This is a genomic window from Chryseobacterium sp. GVT01B, assembly GCF_019970045.1.
Taxonomy (GTDB): domain Bacteria; phylum Bacteroidota; class Bacteroidia; order Flavobacteriales; family Weeksellaceae; genus Chryseobacterium.
Genome location: NZ_JAHXYI010000001.1, coordinates 258,319 through 277,294, shown reverse-complemented (window position 1 = coordinate 277,294; position 18,976 = coordinate 258,319). Strand labels below are relative to the sequence as shown.

Below are 18,976 nucleotides of genomic sequence, written 5' to 3'. Positions count from 1 at the left end.
TTTAGAAATAACAAAAAAGGAAGCTATATGATGTAGCTTCCTTTACTATTTATCGTTTACATTTTATTGTACTCCTCCGCCAAGCGATCTGTACAGGTCTACTTCTGCATTTAACCTTTCAAGGGTTACATTAATGGCTTCCAGATCATTCTGAAGCTTATTATTCTGAGCTGTAATCACTTCAAGATAGGTTGCCATTCCGCTTTTATACAGCTTCAGTGCATCATTGATTCCTTTATCCAGAATGGCTGTTCTCTGTTCTAAAAGCTGCAGTCTGTCTGAAGAGCCTTTAGACTTGGCCATGGCATCGGAAACTTCACCCACAGCAGTCATTACAGATTGCTTAAAGTTGATCGCTGCTTTTTCCTGTTCAATCAAAGCGGTTTCATAAGCTGTTTTCAATTGTTTTTTCTGAAAAATGGGAGCTGCAAGATTAGCGGCAACTGCTTTGGTAATAGATCCGGGAATATCAAACCATGAACTGAACTTATTGGAGTTAACTCCTATCTGCGGGCTTAAGCTGATACTCGGATACATAGCTGCTTTTGCTAATCCGGTTTTTGAATTCAGGCTGATAACATTAAATTCTGCCATTTTCAGATCCGGTCTGCGGCTCAATAATTGTGCAGGCAATCCTTCTGATAGCTTATTTTCAGGAATCATTGTTTTAAGGTTTCCTTCTCTTTCTATCTTCGACGGATATTCTCCGCAAAGAATGCTCAATGCATTTTCCTGAATGGAAATATTCTGTTTTGCCAAAGGAATCAACAGTTCTGCGGTTTTCTTCTGAGCTTCTGACTGCTGAACGGCCAATGAATTAATCTGTCCAGCTGTAAACTGCAGATTCATCATTTTAAGGGTATTGTCACTCAGCTCAATATTCTGCTCAGCTATTTTCAGCTGTTCATCAAGGCTGATAAGGTTGTAATACGCCTGAGCAACCTGAACTACAATCCTGCTTTTTATTGCATTCAGGTTTTCTTTCTGTCCAAAATATTCTGCTGCTGCGGATTCTTTCTGCATTTTAGCTTTTCCCCAGATATCTATTTCCCAGGAAAGTCTTAAGGCAGCACTAAAGTCATCCATGTATTTTGTCCCCACAAACTGCTCATTCAGAGAACCGTTAAGGGTATTTTTGGAAGCCCAGCTTCTGTTGGCTCCTGCAGTGAGGTCCAGTGTTGGCATCAGTCCTAACTTAGCCTGTTTATAGATAAGATCGAGCTGTTCTATATTTTTCAGAGCAACGTTCACTTCATTATTTCTGGAAAGGGCTTTGTCTATTAATCCAATCAGTTTAGGATCTTTGAAAAAGGTTTTCCATGGAAGCAGTACCGTATCTCCTGTTACCTGTACAGATTCTTTGTATGTTTCGGGAACCTGAAGATCTGTTCTTGTATATTTTTTCCCTACGGCACAAGACATCAGCAGAGATGCCATTGCGCCTGAAATAAGGAAGTTCTTTATATTAAATATTCTCATTTGTCAATTGATTTTCTATCGTATTGTACTTCTTTTTGGTAGAGAATTTCTCATCCAGATACTGGAAAAACATGTAAAGTACAGGAATTACAAAAACTCCTAAAACCACTCCACTCAGCATTCCCATGGCTGCACTTGTACTGATTGATTTGTTTCCTGAAGCCATTCCTCCTGAAGAAATCATCAGCGGAACCATTCCTACAATAAAGGCTAATGAAGTCATGATAATCGGACGTAATCTCGCCTTCGCTCCTTCCAGTGCAGAATCAAGGATTGAAAGTCCGGCTTTTCTCCTTTGGATGGCAAATTCAACAATCAGAATTGCATTTTTGGCTAATAAACCAATAAGCATAATCAATCCTACCTGTACATAAATATTGTTATCCAAACCAATGGCTTTTATTCCTAAAAACGCCCCTACAATTCCCGTTGGGATGGAAAGCATTACTGCCAGAGGAAGGATATAACTTTCATATTGAGCGGCCAGCAAAAGATAGACGAAAAGCAAACATAAACCGAAGATAGCGATCGTTTGATTTCCTGCCGATTTTTCTTCCAAACTCAATCCTGTCCATTCGTAACTGTAGTCAGAAGGTAATTTGCTTAAGGTTTGTTCCAGTTTACCCATCAATTCTCCGTTACTTACTCCTAGCTTTGGAGACACGTTGATATTTAATGAATTATAAAGGTTATAACGCTGAACGGATTCCGGGCCATATACTTTTTTCAATGTAATCAAGGTATTTACAGGTACCATATCTCCTTTTTCATTCTTTACGAAAATATCATTGAAAGCCTGTTCATCCATTCTGAAAACACCGTCCGCTTTAATATTCACTCTGTAAAATTTCCCGAATCTTGAGAAATTCTGAGACTGGTCTCCTGAAAAATACGTTTGAACAGTTCCCAACAGATTTGAAATGCTTACTCCTAATTGTTTTGCTTTATCTTCATTTACTTCAAGCTCCATCTGAGGATAATCTGCTCTGAACATCGTGTAGGCAAATGCTACTTCCGGAACCTGCATCAGCTGACCAATTAATTCATCTGCTTTAGCTTTAAGAACCTGAGGATCTCTTCCCATACGGTCCTGAAGTACAATCTCTGCATCATTCGTCATTCCGTATCCTTCTACCGGAGGCATTCTGAAAGTCATCACACTTCCTTCTTTGATTACGCCTAATTTTGCACTGGCCATATCTACCACCTCCTGAATATCCTGTACTTCACCTCTTTCTTTTTTAGGTTTCAGCTTAACAAATCCCATGGCGTAAGCCGGTCCTGCACTGTTACTAAGGAGATTATATCCTGTAATGGAAGTGTTTTCCTTCACTGCATCTACTCCTTTTAAGATTTCATTGATCTTGTTGGAAACTTCCGTAGTTTTTGTCAATGCTGTTCCCGGAGGCATACTTAGGGTATACATAAAGAATCCGTCATCTTCCATCGGCACAAAACTTTTAGGAGTGCTAGACATCAGCCATCCTGCAACCCCGATAACCGCTACAATTAATCCTCCTGCAATCCATTTACGTCCTATTAAAAACCGAACTCCTTTCGCATAACGGTTCGTCATATTATTAAATCCGGCATTGAATGCTACTGCAAACCTTTGCCCGAATCCTTTTGGTTTTTCTCCTCCTTCTCCGGCATGGTTATTTTTCAAAAATACAGCACATAAAGCAGGCGTTAATGTCAAGGCATTGACAGCCGAAATAATAATTGCGATGGCCAATGTATATGCAAACTGCTTATAGAATAATCCTGCTGAACCGGACATAAATCCGATTGGAATAAATACTGCAGACATCACTAAAGTAATGGAAATAACCGCTCCTGTGATCTCACTCATTGCTTTATGGGTAGCCTCTCTTCCTGAAAGGTCTGTTCCCTCCATATTACTGTGGACGGCTTCCACTACTACAATGGCATCATCGACGACAATACCGATGGCCAGTACAAGGGCAAAAAGCGTCAGTACATTGATGGTAAATCCTAAGACTAAAAGGAAGAAGAAAGTACCGATAATTGCTACCGGAACCGCCACTGCAGGGATAATCGTAGATCTGAAATCCTGTAAGAAGATAAATACTACGATAAAAACCAGGATAAATGCTTCTATTAAAGTAGATTTTACCTGACCTGTGGCTTCATCCAATCTTTCTTTGGTACTCATTACACTTGTGTATTTGATACCTGGAGGGAATGATTTTGATAGCTGATCAAGGGCTTTGTTTACCCCTATTTCAATCTGATTGGCATTGGATCCTGTAGTCTGCATGATGGCTACAGTAACTGCATTTTTCCCATTGGAAAGGTTATCTCCGGTATTTGAAATGGCTCCGAATTCTACACGGGCTACATCTTTAAGCCTGATGACCTGACTCCCGGTATTTTTAACAATAATATTCTCATATTGCTCCGGCTTATTCTTTTTCCCTTTGTATCGGATTACATATTCTAAGGCCGCATCAGATTCTTCTCCAAGTTTACCTGGAGCAGATTCCAAACTGTGGTCTGCAATTGCTCTTGAAACATCTGCCGGTTCCAGTCCGTAAGAGGACATTTTCTGAGGGTTAAGCCATATTCTCATGGAATAATCTTTCAATCCGAATACCATGGCCTGTCCTACTCCTTTTACCCTTTTAACCTGCGGAATAAGGTTGATATTCGCATAGTTCTGAAGGAAAGTTTCATCATACTGCTTATTATCTTCAGTATAAATATTGAAAATCAATACCATACTGTTCTGCTGTTTGGATGTGGTTAATCCCATTCTTACTACCTCCTGGGGAAGTATCGGGGTGGCCTGCTGAACTCTGTTTTGTACATTTACAGCCGCCTGATCGGCATTCACTCCCTGCTTGAATATAATGGAAATGGAGAATGTTCCGTCATTACTCGCAGTAGATTTCATGTATTCCATGTCCTCTACTCCATTGATCTGTTCTTCCAATGGAGTTACCACGGAACGGATCACAGTCTCACTGTTTCCTCCCGGATAAGATCCTGAAACGGTGATGGTAGGCGGAGAAATATCCGGGAATCTGGTCACCGCCAGCTGGTTTAATCCTATTATCCCTAAAATAACAATGATAAGGGATATTACCGTCGCCAGTACCGGACGGTCTATTATCTTTTTTAACATTTTTGAATTTTCTAAGAATGGTTATACAACTATTTCAAAGGAACTGTTGTGGCAACAACCTGTGCTCCATCGGTAAGAGCATCAATTCTGTTGACGGCAATCTTATCTCCTGCATTCACTCCTTCTTTGATAAAATAATCCTGAGACGTACTTCCTGAAACGGTAATCTGAGTCATTTTAACTTTATCCTTACCATTCAGTTTATAGACAAAGAATCTGTCCTGAATGTCTTTCACCGATGTTTTCGGAAGTTTGATCACACCATTCAACGCATTATGAATCATTACTCTAGCTGTTCCTCCGGCTCTTAATAATTTATCCGGATTTTGAAAAACGGCTTTCATCTGAATACTTCCTGTATTTCTGTCGAAGTTTCCACTGGCATTTTCCAGTTTTCCTTTAAGAGAATAGGTGGAACCATCTGCAAGGATAAGTTCTACATCTTCTGTATTATTTCCTGATACTGCAGCTTTACTATGAGCGATAAAATCAGCCTCATTCATTGAAAAGTATACGTTCACACTGTTTATGCTTGAAAGCGTTGTCAATGGAGCGGCATCAGAAGGACTGATAAGATTTCCTAATCTGTTTGGAATTCTTCCTATGTATCCGCTCACAGGAGCTTTGATATAGGTAAAATTAGCATTGATCTTTGATGAACCTAAGGAAGACTGTGCCTGCGCTACTTGTGCTGAAGCAGCTTTATAGCTTGCCTGAGCTGTTTTCAGCTGCATATCTGAAACTACTTTTCCTTCCACAAGAGGTTTTAGCTTTTCAACTTCCAATCTTGCTGTTTCCTGTGCTGCTATAGCTGATTTCAGAGCGGCTTCATTGGTGTTTACCTGCTCGTTGTATACTGAAGGATTTATTCTGAAAAGGGTCTGTCCTTTACTTACATACTGACCTTCTTTGATATATACTGCTTCCAGATAACCTGTCACCTGTGCTTTAATATCAACATTGTCCTGCCCTTCTATGCTTCCCGGATATCCTGTAGACACATCTGCATCTCCGGATTTCACCTGGATAAAATCTGTAGGTAACGCCTGCTGCATCTGCTGGGCATTTTCCTGACCATTCCCGGAACCGCACGAATACAGTATTGCTGCTGCCATAAGTGAAAGTACCAGATATCCTTTTCTGTAATTCATAATATGAGTTTTTAAATTTTACAGGAGCAAAATAACTTCATATAATAAGGATATTCATGCAGAAGTTGGGTGAAGCGTAGTTAATCGGGGGTGAAGCGTATGATAGTAAAAATGAAAGGAAAACAGCTTTTTTTTCCTATAATTGTGACGAAAAAGAGATTTTTGGGATAAAATAAGTGCTGAATTGCTAAAGATAAATTAACCTATTTCATAAGTAAAGCAAAAAAAGACTGCTTTTTAGACAAAGCAGTCTCATTTGTATTTTTGAGATTAATAATCCATCCAGGATTTGAATATAGAAGCTTTTTCACGGCTTACAATCACTTCCATATCAGGCTGCTTTCTCAATTCCAGCTTCAGTTTTCCGTTAAAATGATTAAAAATCTGCTTCACGGAATTGATGTGAATGATAAATTGCCTGTTGGCACGAAAAAAGAATTTGGGATCCAGCTGTTTTTCAAGTTCTTCCAACGTTTGGGGAACATTCTCTACAACTCCGGTATTCAGCATGGCTTTACTGATTCCCAATTCGGTATAAAAGTATAGGATATCTTCTGCCAGAACGGTTTTATATCCGTCTCTGTGGGCGATGAGAAAACGTTTTCTGTAATCTTTAGGCTGGATATAATTAAGAAGACCTTCTATAGCTGTTCCTACTACCGGAACGGCTTCCATAAAGGTTTCATAGCGTTTTAAAGCAGCATCCAGCTCTTCTTCTTCAATAGGTTTCAGAAGGTAATCTACACTGTTGTATTTAAATGCCTGTACTGCATATTCATCGTATGCTGTAGTGAATATAACTGCACTTTTCACCTCATGCTTGTTGAATATTTCAAAGCTGAGCCCATCTGCAAGACGGACATCCATCATGATGACATCCGGAACGACATTATTTTCCAGCCAGTGTACTGTTGAGGTAATCGAGTCTTCTACAGACAGGATTTCGATATGGGGTCTTAACTTCAACAACAGTCTTTTCAACCTATCGGCATTGGGTCTTTCATCCTCAACTATTAAAATCTTATTAATCTTCATATCAATGGAAGTTTTACAATAAATTTATCTTCAGTTTTTTCAATCACAGGTTTAGGATATCCTAAGATTTCGTATCGCGCAACAATGTTGGTAAGCCCTACTCCCGAGGAATCCGGCTTATTGATCAATGGCAGAAATGTATTGGATACCACCAGCTCGCCATCAGAGTTTGTATAAACCTGTATTTCCAAAGGATTCACCTTTGAAGTTTGATTATGTTTAATGGCATTTTCAACCAATAATTGTAAAGATAACGGAAGGGTGTACATGGATCTGTATTCTTCTTTAATATCTATTTTAAAGACAACGCCTTCACCAATTCTTTTTTCGATCAGAAAGATATAGGATTCTAAAAATTTCAGCTCCTCTTCTACTATAATGATGTCTTTTTTGGAATTGACTAACAGATATCTGTATACTCTTGCAAACTTCTCTGAATATTCATAGCCTAACTGCTGATCTTCCAGAATAAGTTCGGACAGTACACTTAAATTGTTGAAAATAAAATGAGGATCAATCTGCAGCTTCAGCGCCTGAAGTTCTGCGGCCATGGCAGCCTGTTTATGTTTAGATGCCCTTATTTTATGCTGAGCGGCTTCTACGGCAGTTTTTTTCCAGTTTTCCAATAAATAATCCACGGTATTAAATGCACTGATAATCAATGATATCACAATATTTGTTGCGATCCACTGTCCCAGCAGAGTATATTCTTTTCGGGAGTCCATCTCGGGTAATGTGACTGAGGTACCGTCTACAATTGCATTGATGATAATCACAATCATGACACTTCCCACAATCTGAAGCAAGCACTGAATAAGCAGTCGCTTTATAGTTCTGTCTCTCCAAGGCAAAAGTTTATTAAGTGTTCTGTCAATAAATATACTAACCTCGGAAATGAGTATAGAAAAAAAGATAATCCATGAAGCATCTTCCAGAATCATCTTTAGTGGAGCATCAAGATAGCCCTTCCAAACGGGATCAAAGGGATCAATAAGGTAGGAAAAAACACAGAAAGTGACTACTGCTACTGCCCAAATCACGAGCCTTCTTTTCATGGTAGAAAGAATCTTCTTATTCCGTACTATATTTTTCCTGATGGTAGAAATCCTATTCATATCCGGGAGTTGTGAATGTAAATATAGAAATAGATTTTATATGAGTATTCTCTATTTTAAACGAGACCGCCAAAACCGCCCCTGAAACGTAAAATAGCAGCGTTCAAATGAATGTTACGGTTCATCACCTGAAAAAGACATTTCATCATCATTTTATGCAACATCACCCTATTTTTACGATAAGACAACATCTGCCTATCATAGTTTTGCAGTATTAAATCCGGTACAATGAAAACAATAATTGTCTGCACAGATTTTTCTCACGAAGCTGAAAATGCTACTCATTATGCAGCATCTATGGCTAAAGAAAATAAATACACAATCGTACTTTTTAATCTGCAAACCATTTCTATACATGCTTTGAATGCACAGGCTTCGGCAGATTTTTTCTACACCCAGACCCTTAAAAATCAGAAAAAACTTGAAGACAAGGCAACCGAACTTAAAACACTTTATTGTATAGAAGCAACGCATCATCTGGCTTCCGGAAATTTCATGGAAGAGCTTGAAAACTGCATGCAGATCCACGAATGTGATTTTATCGTCATGGGAATGGCCGAAAAAACTTTGGAACAAAAGCTTTTGGGCAACAGCGTAACAAGAGCTATTCACAGAATTAAAAGACCAATATTAATTGTTCCTTCCCACATAGAATATACAGGAATCAGGAAAATCCTTTTTGCCTATGATACTCATAAAAGCATGACCTGGACCGCAATGAACGACATTTATTATTTCATTAATGAGTTTAATGCCGAGATCGAGGTATTCAATGTAAGTGAAAGCTTAGAAGATTTCACGGAGGTTATTCATGATATTGACCTGAATTCCGGATATGATCTGGATGATATTAAATACAGTTTTAAAATGATTCAATCCATCGAAGTCATCAAGGCTATTGAGGAGGAAATCAGACTGACAAATCCGGATCTGCTTACGATGGTTCCCTACAAATACAATCTTGTAGAATCTCTTTTCCATCGTAGCAAAACAGCTATTATGGCCTATAAAAACAAAGTACCATTACTATCAATTCCACTCAATATAGATTAAGATCAATAAAAATCTGAACACATTTAAATTATCCTTTTTTGCCTTTAAAGGCTAAATTTTACACTTAATCTTGTTTGACAGGACCGGAAAAATAATTTCCGGCCCTGTTTTTATCCTTAATTTTTAGCTTTTATGATTAAACTGAAATACATATTATCCTAATTCGGAGGTACAAATGAAAAAAAATCACAATATTTAATTTTTAATATATATTGAAATATTTTAAAAATTATAAAACAAAATAAACTTATAATTTTTATATCAATCTTTATAATACAAAAACAATTGTTTTACATCAATAAAAACCCATCATAATCAATCTCTAAACAATATTTTTTTCTCAAAATACTATTTGCAGATTAATATTTTTTACTACATTTGTCACCGTTAAGGGAAGGCAAACGATTAGAGTTTATTAAAGTTAAACCGAAAGATGAGGCCTATTATTTAGTAGTAGTAACCTACCTTCCCTTTATTTTTTTTAAGAAACACTAATTTCCACGAATCCATGGTTTCCAGAAAACGATTCTTGCAACTTTCAGCATTGAGTGCTGGCGCGTTGCTTATTCCTTCTTATTTTTTTTCCAAAAACTCTCCCAGTCCACAAAACTCTCTAACTAATGATGATGTCAACACTCTTCTTAAGAACGCCAAGGCATTCTGCAAAGAGAAAAAATGGGCAAAGGCAAAAGGAAAATATGAACAGATAATATCCAGCCGACCACAGGAGGCAAGAGCCTATGACGGATTACGGCGATGTATTTTTCAAAAGCCTAAACAGGAATCTGCTTATCTTGAGATTTTAGAAAATGCCGTCCAAAAGTATCCTGATAATAAAGACCTGAAACAAAGGTTATACAGCCAGTATATAAAAATGGCGACAGGAAATAAAAAAGTAAGCCGATTAAAAAACAGCAACCTCCTTTCCGTTGCCCAAAATAAGCTTTCTGAGCTTGCTTCTCGGTATCCTGAGGATCAAGCACTTCAACATCAGCTTGCCAAGGTGAATAAACTTATCTCCTTTAAAGCCGGAGAGATTCATCACAAGAAAAACCCCAACATAAAGCAGCAGCACAAGGAGAACCAAAAGCTTTTTAAAGCCCGGTTTGATCAGTTAACCAATGATGAGCTTTCTTCTAAACTTACTCTACTTAAGAATAAACCTTATAAAAAAGAAAGAGAAAACCATATAAGAGAACTCTATCTTATTCTTATTAAAAGGAATGTAAAAAATCATAGCTCTGATCAAGCTATTCAATTTGCTAAAGAATATCATAGCCTCTATCCTAAAGACCGTTCAGCAGTTTATTGGACAAGAAGATTGGGTAAACAAAAGAGAGACTTCCAAACCCTCTTATCCATGGAAGAAAAAAACCATCAAATAAGACAGAATTTCTGGAGTGCCACTTCATATTTTAATGCTGCAAAAAAGCATCAGCCATCAAATACCCAAAAGCTCCAAATACTTCTTTCTGAAATGGAGCAAAAGAAAACAGATGAAAACCAGGAATTTGTTCTTCAATGTAAAAAAACAGATTTTTATCTGCTACAAAATCAAACCACTGAGGCCGAAAACAATATTAATTCTTTACTTAACAAAAAATCAGGAATCAGGAATACATCTGTTATAGACTCTGTTAATATTCTTGTTATTAAATATCTAAAAAAAACAAATCAGGAACACTTAACCCAAAAATATCTTTATCTGGTCATCAATGCAAAAGATCTTACTACCAGCTCCGATCCCTGGGAACAGAAAATAGCACAGCTTAATCAAAACAGAAATTTTTCCCAATCTTCTCATCTTGAGAAACTGCAAAAATTTTTAAATAAAGTATAATTTCTCCTAACCAACCATGAAAAAACAATTATTTGGAGGGGTACTTATATTATTCCCCCTTCTATCTTCTGCTCAGCTTGTCATCACTGAGGTTTACAGAGATACCCCTTATTCGGAATACATAGATGTAAACTATGGTCCTTACCAAAATCCTACCCCTGAACTATTTGAAAAGTTACGAAAAAGACATCGTGGGGAATTTATTGAAATTTTTAATGCCAGCGATACAGATCTTAATCTTAAAGACTGGAAATTAAGGGATAATGAAGGAAGTTTTGATCTGCCTGATAAAATCATAAAGTCTAAACAATTCATGGTCGTCGTTGCCAATAATAACTCAGGAGGTGATTATTTTCCTAATTTTTTCTCCACCACTCAGGGCAAAGAGGACCAGATTATCTATCAGAATGTCATCAAGTTAAGCAATACTGACGAGACAATAGAGCTTATTGCTAAAAAGGTTGCCGGCCATAATTTACAGCAGGAAATGGTAGCTTCCGGGGTTTCTTTCCAGCAGAACGGCAATGGTATGGGAGTTTCTGTAGGTTTTGATGCAGTTTCCAATCCTAGTGTATTTTATGAGGTTAAAGACTGGCAGTATGATTATAATACTCCTCAGTTTCCCAATCCGCTAGTTGCCACTGTTATGCCTCCTGTTAAACCTCTGGAGGACTATGTAGGAAATATCTTAGCTCAAAATTACGATATTCTGACCTGGGACTCAAACGCGGGAGATCTTATTGATAATAAATGTGATATTACAATTCCTTATGTTACTCAATCTATTAACGTAGGACTTACTTCCGGAAGTAAAAGATTTAGCTTTGATGAGGGAGGAAACAGCTCTGCTATTAACAACGGACTTTTAAAAGCCAATACGGAATTATCTGAAACAGCTATGGCCAAAGAAGTTAATGCAGAGGATAATCTGGAGCAAATCAAAATGGCTATCCAGCTATCCCCCAACCCTACCACAGATATCGCCAATGTAAGTATTACAGGTGTTGCCCAAGGAAAAGTAACTTCAGTTCAAGTATTCAGCGGAGCGGGGGCTCTTTTATTTACCAAAAATAATTTGCAGGATCCTGCGAATTTCAATTTCAGTTTCAGCTTAGGAAACCAGATTACCGGCATCTATGTAGCTAAGTTTACGCTAAACACAGGACAGGTTGTAGGTAAAAATGTTATGAAGCGCTAATAAAAAATTATTGACAGGCCATATTCTTTCATGGCCTGTGCTATTAATAGTATCGATATAAGATCATAATCAATTCATATGATAAAAAATATAAAATTTCTTGGAGTTCTTGCGCTTCTCTCTTTAGCACAATTTGTAGGAGCTCAGCAAGCAACATCTGTATCTCTTGAGTATAATACTGCAGGGTATAAAGAAAACCAGCAGAACTCTTCAAAGACCATTTCGACAGACTATTCTCTTATCCCTTCTATAAAATCAGAAATGTCTGTCAGCGAAGGAGGGTCACTTACTTATACTGTTCCTTTGGAAACCTTAAAAGGGTTAAATAATTTTCAGCCCAATACAGCCTTGGTTTACAATAGCCAGGCAGGAAACGGAAATGCCGGATGGGGATGGAGTTTCACAGGCCTTTCTATTATCAGCAGAGGAGGAAAAAGTCAGAATGTAGACGGGATCACCATAGGTCCGCAGTTTGATGACAACGACCCTTATTATTTAGATGGCCAAAGGCTCCTTAAAAAATCAGATACAGAATATGTTACTAAAAATTTCTCCAAGATTAAGATTACAAAATCCTCTGGAACATATAGTTTCATTATTCAGTATACGGATGGAAAAATTGCCTGGTATAATGAGCTTTCACCAGGGCAGCACTATATTGTAAAAATGGCGGATTCATTTGATAATGAAATCCATTACACTTATGTAATTACAAACAATACTCCAAGACTGGATAAAATATCCTATGGAGGAACAGACACCGGTACGGATAAATTTTATTTAAAAGTATTATACAAAGACCGTAAAAAAATTGCAAAAATTTATAGAAACGGACAGCAGTATATCAACAGTAAAGTCATTTCTGAAATTGTCACTGGATCTACTTATTCCGGCGATTACAGGAAGTACACTTTCAGCTATGATTTTGTAGATGCGGACAGTAACGAAAGGTTACGTACCATCAATGTATTCAATGAAACCGGAGAAAGCCTGAGACCGCTCAACTTCAATTATAATTCTCCCAATTCCACAGGTACTGCTGAGGTAACAAAGCGTCAGCTTGCTACTACTCCTGCAAGTACTTATCGTTTAGGAGATGTAACTGCAGGTAACCTTTATAACAATAGCGGAAACGATATATTCTATGTATCAACTACCGTTACTGATTTCAGAAGCGGGCCAAACGGAGGTTTTGGCGGATCTACCCCTCCTCCTCCAGAGCCAGGTAGTATACGAAATCCTATATTTTATCTTAACAGCCCTTATGGCCAGATAACTCCCAGCACCTATGTTAATGCCCATACCAGAATCTTTACGGGAAAAACATTAATTAATGACAGTAAAATTACAACTAATGACCAGCTGATCATTGTCAATACTATTTCCAAAACACACGAGTCGTTACAGGGACAGATAGAAATCCGGGACTTCAAAACAGGAAAAACAAAAGTTATTTCTGGTGGTCCTTCTATCCCATGGATTAGCAGCGGTTTTCAGGGACAGCAAACCTATACATCTCCTCCCAGAATAGCCCAGAAAATGTTTATTCCGGGGGATTTTAATAATGACGGTCTTTTCGATCTTATTTATATCAGCGGAAATACACAGGCTAATCAAAAAATCTATTTATATGAAGTAGGTAAAGAAACCGGGGATGTCATTACACGAAAGGAGTTTGCAGTAACCTCTCTTCTGCTTACAGAAGACAATTACAGACTTTTGGAAATGGATGGTGACGGAGTACCGGAAATTATGATTATATCTGGTAACCAATATGGTATTTATAAGATCAATGTAAATGATATGACCATAAAGCCATATGGTGATATTGCAGGACAGTCTTCAACAAATATTTTAAATGATCTCAGCTATAATAGTGACGGAAAACTTATTACTCCTATTCTTTTAGGAGATTTCAACGGAGATGGCCTTACGGATTTTATGACTCCACAGTTTGTATTTAATACCATGAATCCTTTCTCAAAACTAAGGATTGCTATTGAAAACACACCGCAATTTATATGGTGGATGTACACTTCGGATGGTAAAAAATTTATCCCGAGCCAGCTTGATCTTACAGCTCAAAAACTAGCGTATATTAAACCTTCACAGGATGAAACAATTCCTAAGCAATCCGGATGGGACTTATTTTTATGGGGACCTGACAACTCAATGAAAGGGTTTGCCGTAGGAAATGTAGTTGTAACAGACATCAACAATGATGGGAAATCTGACCTTGTCTCCATCACAAAGTTCGGTAAAATACAATATAATGATCAGAACCCTTTGATCAGCAATTTTACCTATGAAAATATTGGTGATTTATATACTGAGCAGGTATACACACACTCCTGCTATAATGCTACTGCACAAGCTGTACCAGCCATATATATCAACGCTCAACAGGGATATAAATGTTTGGTTCCTGGTTTTCCTCAATATGTAGGGCCAACGCATTTCAGCATTACCAATACAGATGTTCCGGGAATCTACATGACCCTGCTGCCTGGATTTAATAAGGTTAAATTCTTTGTCAATACTACAGATAACAACGGAAATACCTCGTTTACCAAGCTAAATCAGGAAATTGATTTAAAAGACGAAAAAATAACCCCGTTCTCTCTTTTCACAGTTTCTGATGAGGTTAATTTCTTAAATACCTACAAGACTTCTATCAGTAATTTTGACATCACTACCGGGTCTGAATTTAAGATCACATTCAACAACAATAATTTCCTGGAAAAACAAATTCAGGAGGTGAATAACGGTTCTACTGTTATGCAAAAAGTTGAATACCGCCAGATGATGAAACTTGATACGAAAGAAGAGATCTGCTACGTACACAAGGATAATGATTTAAAATATCCATTATATACCCATCAGACCAACGGAGCATTATATCTGGTTAATAAGATTCATACTCTTTTCAGTGGAAAAATTCTTTCAAAAGAATACCGTTATGAAAATGCTATACAAAGTCTTGACGGAAGAGGTCTTTTAGGATTCCAAAAAACCTACGTTTCGGACGGATATGAATCGGTTTTGCAAAATGGAAAATTCAGAAATAAAAAGCTTGCTAATGCTCTTTTCTGGACAGTAAATACCAAAGATCCTTTATTAGATAACGTCCTATTAAAAACTACTTACGGAGGAATCTCCAAGTTTTTAACAGAAACCAATTTCATCAATCAAAAATTCATAAAAGGAAATCAGAGCCTTATTCTCAGCACAGAGGAAAGAACGACTGATAACCTTAGAAACATGAATGTCATTAAAAGATATACCTATGATGAAGCCGACGATCTTAAATTAAAGAAAACATGGATCAATTATGGGGATTATGCGATAACACATTCCAACTTTACTTATCAGCCGGAATTCACAAATGGTCTTCATTATTTCTACGGGAAAATCAGTGAGCAGGTTAATAATTCTTTTAGACAAGGTGATTTGTTTACCGCAAAAGAAGTAAGTACTTACTATCCAACAAATGGATCAATCAAAGAAATTCAGAAATTCAGCCAAAATTCTCAGTCGTTAAATAAGAGCTTTGTCTATGATAATATTGGGAATCTGAAGCAGGAAACAATTTCTTCCGCAGGAATTGCCTCTCAGACTACTACATATGATTACGACTCAACCAATCGTTACCGAACTTCTACAACAACACCTGATGGCTTAATAGCTTCCACGGTAGTAAATACAATAGGAAGACTTTTAGAAGAAACAGCCGCAATTGGAGGATTAAAGACTTATTATACTTATGATGGCTGGGGTAATATCACTTCATTTACTGATTATCTGGGTAAGAAAACTACCATCAGTAAATCTTCTGCTTCAGCAATTCCGGGAGGAATTTATCAGATCTCAAAAAAGAGAGAAGGAGGAGTAGAAACGATCTCAGCATATGATGAATTCGACAGAGAAATACAAACCAAAACCCAGAGTACAAATGGTAAATGGATTGTAAAAAAGAGCGAATATGACATTTTCGGAAAATTAATAAAGAAATCTGAACCTTTATTTGAAGGTGAGCAGACGAAATGGAATACAATAGAATATGATGCCTACAACAGAGCGGTAAAGCATGTAACTTACACAGGAAAAACAGTTATTACCTGCTACGAAGGATTAAAAGTAACCGTTGATGATGGCCATAAAAAAATATCCAAAACACTGGATCCTTTCGGTAACACGATTGTTCAGCAGGATCATGGTGGAACAATTAACTATACCTATTACCCTAATGGATCTTTAAAAGAAACCAACTATGAAGGCAGCAAAACCACTTTCGAAATTGATGACTGGGGTAACAAGAAAAAAATTGTAGATCCATCCTCAGGTACATATACCTATCAATATGACATTCTGGGAAGGTTACTTCGTGAAGACAATCCTAAAGGGTATACCGTATTACAGTACGATGATTTTGGACAAACTATTTCAGAAAAAACATACGGTAAAACCCCGGCAGAAAATACTTCTATAGAAAAGTTCTATCAGTACAATCCAACGAGTAAGCTTCTGGAAAAGATCTATGGAACAAGCAACGGAAAAAACTTTGCCTATACCACAGAATATGACCAGTATTATCGTATCAAAGGAAAGAAGGAGGAAACTCCGGAGTTTATTTATAGTAGTAACCTGACTTTCGACACCTTTGGAAGAGTAGATGAAACAGCTATTTCTGCCGTATGGAATGAGAATGCCTATACAACCACCTCAAAAACAAAGAATGTATATGACAGTAATGGTATCCTGACACAGCAGAACGACGTTAATGCCAATAAGATGATATGGCATACATCTTCGGTGAATGCTTTGAATCAGGCTACACAAATGGAATATGGCAATGGTTATATTATCAATAACTACTACAGCCCGCAGGATGGAACTCTTCTTAGAACGAATCATGCTAAAGGAGGTCTGATTGCACTGGACATGATGTATGATTTTGACGTCAATAAAGAAGTTTTAAGGTCCAGAAACAGCAATGATTTTGGAAAAAGTGAAACTTTTGAATATGACAAATTAAACCGACTATTAAAGGAAACAACCAATGGCACTGTAACCAATCAGTATTCTTATGATAAAAGAGGAAGAATGGCTGCAAATCTTGACCTTGGTTACTATAACTACAATGGCGAGTTTGATTATAAACTAAACAATATCGCTCTTAATGCGAATGGTCAGCAAGTAAATGCGAACCGAGGTTTTGCCGAAGTAACATACAATGCATTCAATTCGCCATTAACAGTTAAGGTTCCTAACAAAGAAGATTTAAGTTTTGAATACAACTTAATGAAATCAAGATATTCAATGATTTCAGCAGCTTCAGGAAAAAGAAAATATTATTCTGCCGACGGTGCCATAGAATTTACAAGAAGATCTGGAAAAGGAGGTGGCACACTGCAAATCGTTACCTATATTACAGGAGATCCTTATTCTGCAAATTATATTAAAAAAGATGTTGTAAGCTTTTTGAACGGATCTCAGGAGTCTCAAAACTACTATCTGCATCGTGATCATTTGGGAAGTATTTTAGCCATTTCAAAAGATGATGGTTCTATTGTTGAAAAACGATTCTTTGATGCGTGGGGAAATCTTAAAGGATTAATGATGGATGGACAAATTGTAGACCTGCAGCAGTTCAATGGGGAAACTCTCCTTATTGACAGAGGATATACCGGACATGAACATCTGTGGAGAGCCGGGCTTATTCATATGAATGCAAGGATTTACGATCCTATCATGAGAAGATTCCTTAGTCCTGATACTATTATTCAGGATCCTTTTAATACACAGAGTTATAATAAATTTGGTTATGTAACCAATAATCCTTTATTGTACACTGATCCAAGTGGAAATATAGGATTAGGTGCCGTTCTTATCATTGCTGTAGTAGTGTCTGCCGTAACACACGCTGTCATCAACACCATCAATGGAGTTCCATATTGGTATGGTATGGGACAAGCCATTACAACCGGGCTTGCAAGTGGTATCATCAGCTTTGGAATCGGAAGTGTCGCCACCTCTATATTTTCACAGACTCTGACCGTCGGTAAGGCTGCCTTCCAGGCGGGGATGCATGCTTTGTCAGGAGGAGCAATGTCCGAAATAGGAGGAGGAAAATTTATTTCAGGATTTATGAGTGGGGCTATTTCTTCTGTAGTATCCAGCGGAGTACAGGCATTAGGCGAATCAGGATATAAATTCTCCGTTGAAGGGAATTCTATTTCGATCAGTTCTTTTGGTTCCAGAAATGTAGGATTATTAAAAGCTCTAATGCTTGCTTCCGGTGGTCTTTCCGGAGGTCTTTCCTCTTCCATTGCAGGAGGTAATTTCTGGGATGGCCTAAAACAGGGATTATTAACCTCCGGGTTGAATCACTTAGCTCATGAAGGAGCAGAAGCTGTAGATTGGAAAACCGCATCTATGGATATTGCTGCTGATAAGCCGCAGACCGGTGAAACAGATTGTGTACCTACGGTAGCAAGGGCCGCAGCAAAATATTTAGGTATAGATCTTGATGTTTCTGTTCAGCAAAAAGCAGCCAATGAATCTGGAGGAGTACGTGCCGATCAAACCAAAGAGTATTTCGAGAAATTCGGATTGAAAGTAGATGCCCTATATGAAGCTAAAGCAAAGAACGACTATTATTTCCATTCCGGAATTCCTTCAGCATTGACAAAACAGGCTGTTAAATTCATTGTGGAAAGTTTACAGTCAGGTCACCCTGTATATCTTGGTTTCAGCACCACAGAAGCAGCCGGGAACAGACAAGGGCACGCCGTTCTGGTTACTGAAATAAAATATAGTGAGGATTTTTCAAGAATGAAACATATCAACTTTTTTGATCCGTATTCAGGAAGAAGCAATGGCCAGCTGAATAGCTTCCAAAACACGTATAATTTATCAGAAACTGTTTATAATATATTCTCACTTTCAAAACCATAA

At 37.6% G+C, this 18,976-nt stretch carries 9 protein-coding genes; 4 read left to right on the top strand and 5 right to left on the bottom strand.

The genetic code is table 11. The features are described from left to right. Window positions 1-63: 63 nt before the first annotated feature. The 5 genes from LC457_RS01315 to LC457_RS01295 form a co-directional block, all read right to left on the bottom strand. The gene (locus LC457_RS01315) at window positions 64-1,479 is read right to left on the bottom strand and encodes an efflux transporter outer membrane subunit (protein ID WP_223598289.1); all 1,416 of its coding nucleotides are present in this window, start codon (window positions 1,477-1,479) and stop codon (window positions 64-66) included. Next, window positions 1,466-4,627 carry an efflux RND transporter permease subunit gene (locus LC457_RS01310; RefSeq protein WP_223598288.1) on the bottom strand — a complete coding sequence of 1,054 codons (3,162 nt, stop codon included), beginning with the start codon at window positions 4,625-4,627 and terminating at the stop codon, window positions 1,466-1,468. The genes LC457_RS01315 and LC457_RS01310 overlap by 14 nt, the downstream gene beginning before the upstream one ends. 29 nt (window positions 4,628-4,656) lie before the next feature. Further along, window positions 4,657-5,778 carry an efflux RND transporter periplasmic adaptor subunit gene (locus LC457_RS01305; protein WP_223598287.1) on the bottom strand — a complete coding sequence of 374 codons (1,122 nt, stop codon included), beginning with the start codon at window positions 5,776-5,778 and terminating at the stop codon, window positions 4,657-4,659. A gap of 270 nt (window positions 5,779-6,048) precedes the next feature. After that, complete coding sequence (locus LC457_RS01300; RefSeq protein WP_223598286.1) at window positions 6,049-6,813, bottom strand: LytTR family DNA-binding domain-containing protein; 765 nt, start codon at window positions 6,811-6,813, stop codon at window positions 6,049-6,051. Continuing rightward, a complete protein-coding gene (locus LC457_RS01295) occupies window positions 6,810-7,928 on the bottom strand; it encodes a sensor histidine kinase (RefSeq protein WP_223598285.1) in 1,119 nt (372 codons plus the stop codon). The genes LC457_RS01300 and LC457_RS01295 overlap by 4 nt, the downstream gene beginning before the upstream one ends. A gap of 228 nt (window positions 7,929-8,156) precedes the next feature. Between LC457_RS01295 and LC457_RS01290 the strand changes: the two genes are divergently transcribed. The 4 genes from LC457_RS01290 to LC457_RS01275 all read left to right on the top strand — a co-directional run bounded on the left by LC457_RS01290 (window position 8,157) and on the right by LC457_RS01275 (window position 18,976). After that, complete coding sequence (locus LC457_RS01290) at window positions 8,157-8,981, top strand: universal stress protein (protein WP_223598284.1); 825 nt, start codon at window positions 8,157-8,159, stop codon at window positions 8,979-8,981. Window positions 8,982-9,489: 508 nt separating this feature from the next. After that, entirely contained in the window at window positions 9,490-10,821 is a 1,332-nt protein-coding gene (locus LC457_RS01285; RefSeq protein WP_223598283.1) for a hypothetical protein, read from the top strand. Window positions 10,822-10,837: 16 nt separating this feature from the next. Further along, window positions 10,838-12,019, top strand: a complete 1,182-nt coding sequence (locus LC457_RS01280; protein WP_223598282.1) for a lamin tail domain-containing protein — start codon at window positions 10,838-10,840, stop codon at window positions 12,017-12,019. Window positions 12,020-12,097: 78 nt separating this feature from the next. After that, complete coding sequence (locus tag LC457_RS01275; protein WP_223598281.1) at window positions 12,098-18,976, top strand: RHS repeat-associated core domain-containing protein; 6,879 nt, start codon at window positions 12,098-12,100, stop codon at window positions 18,974-18,976.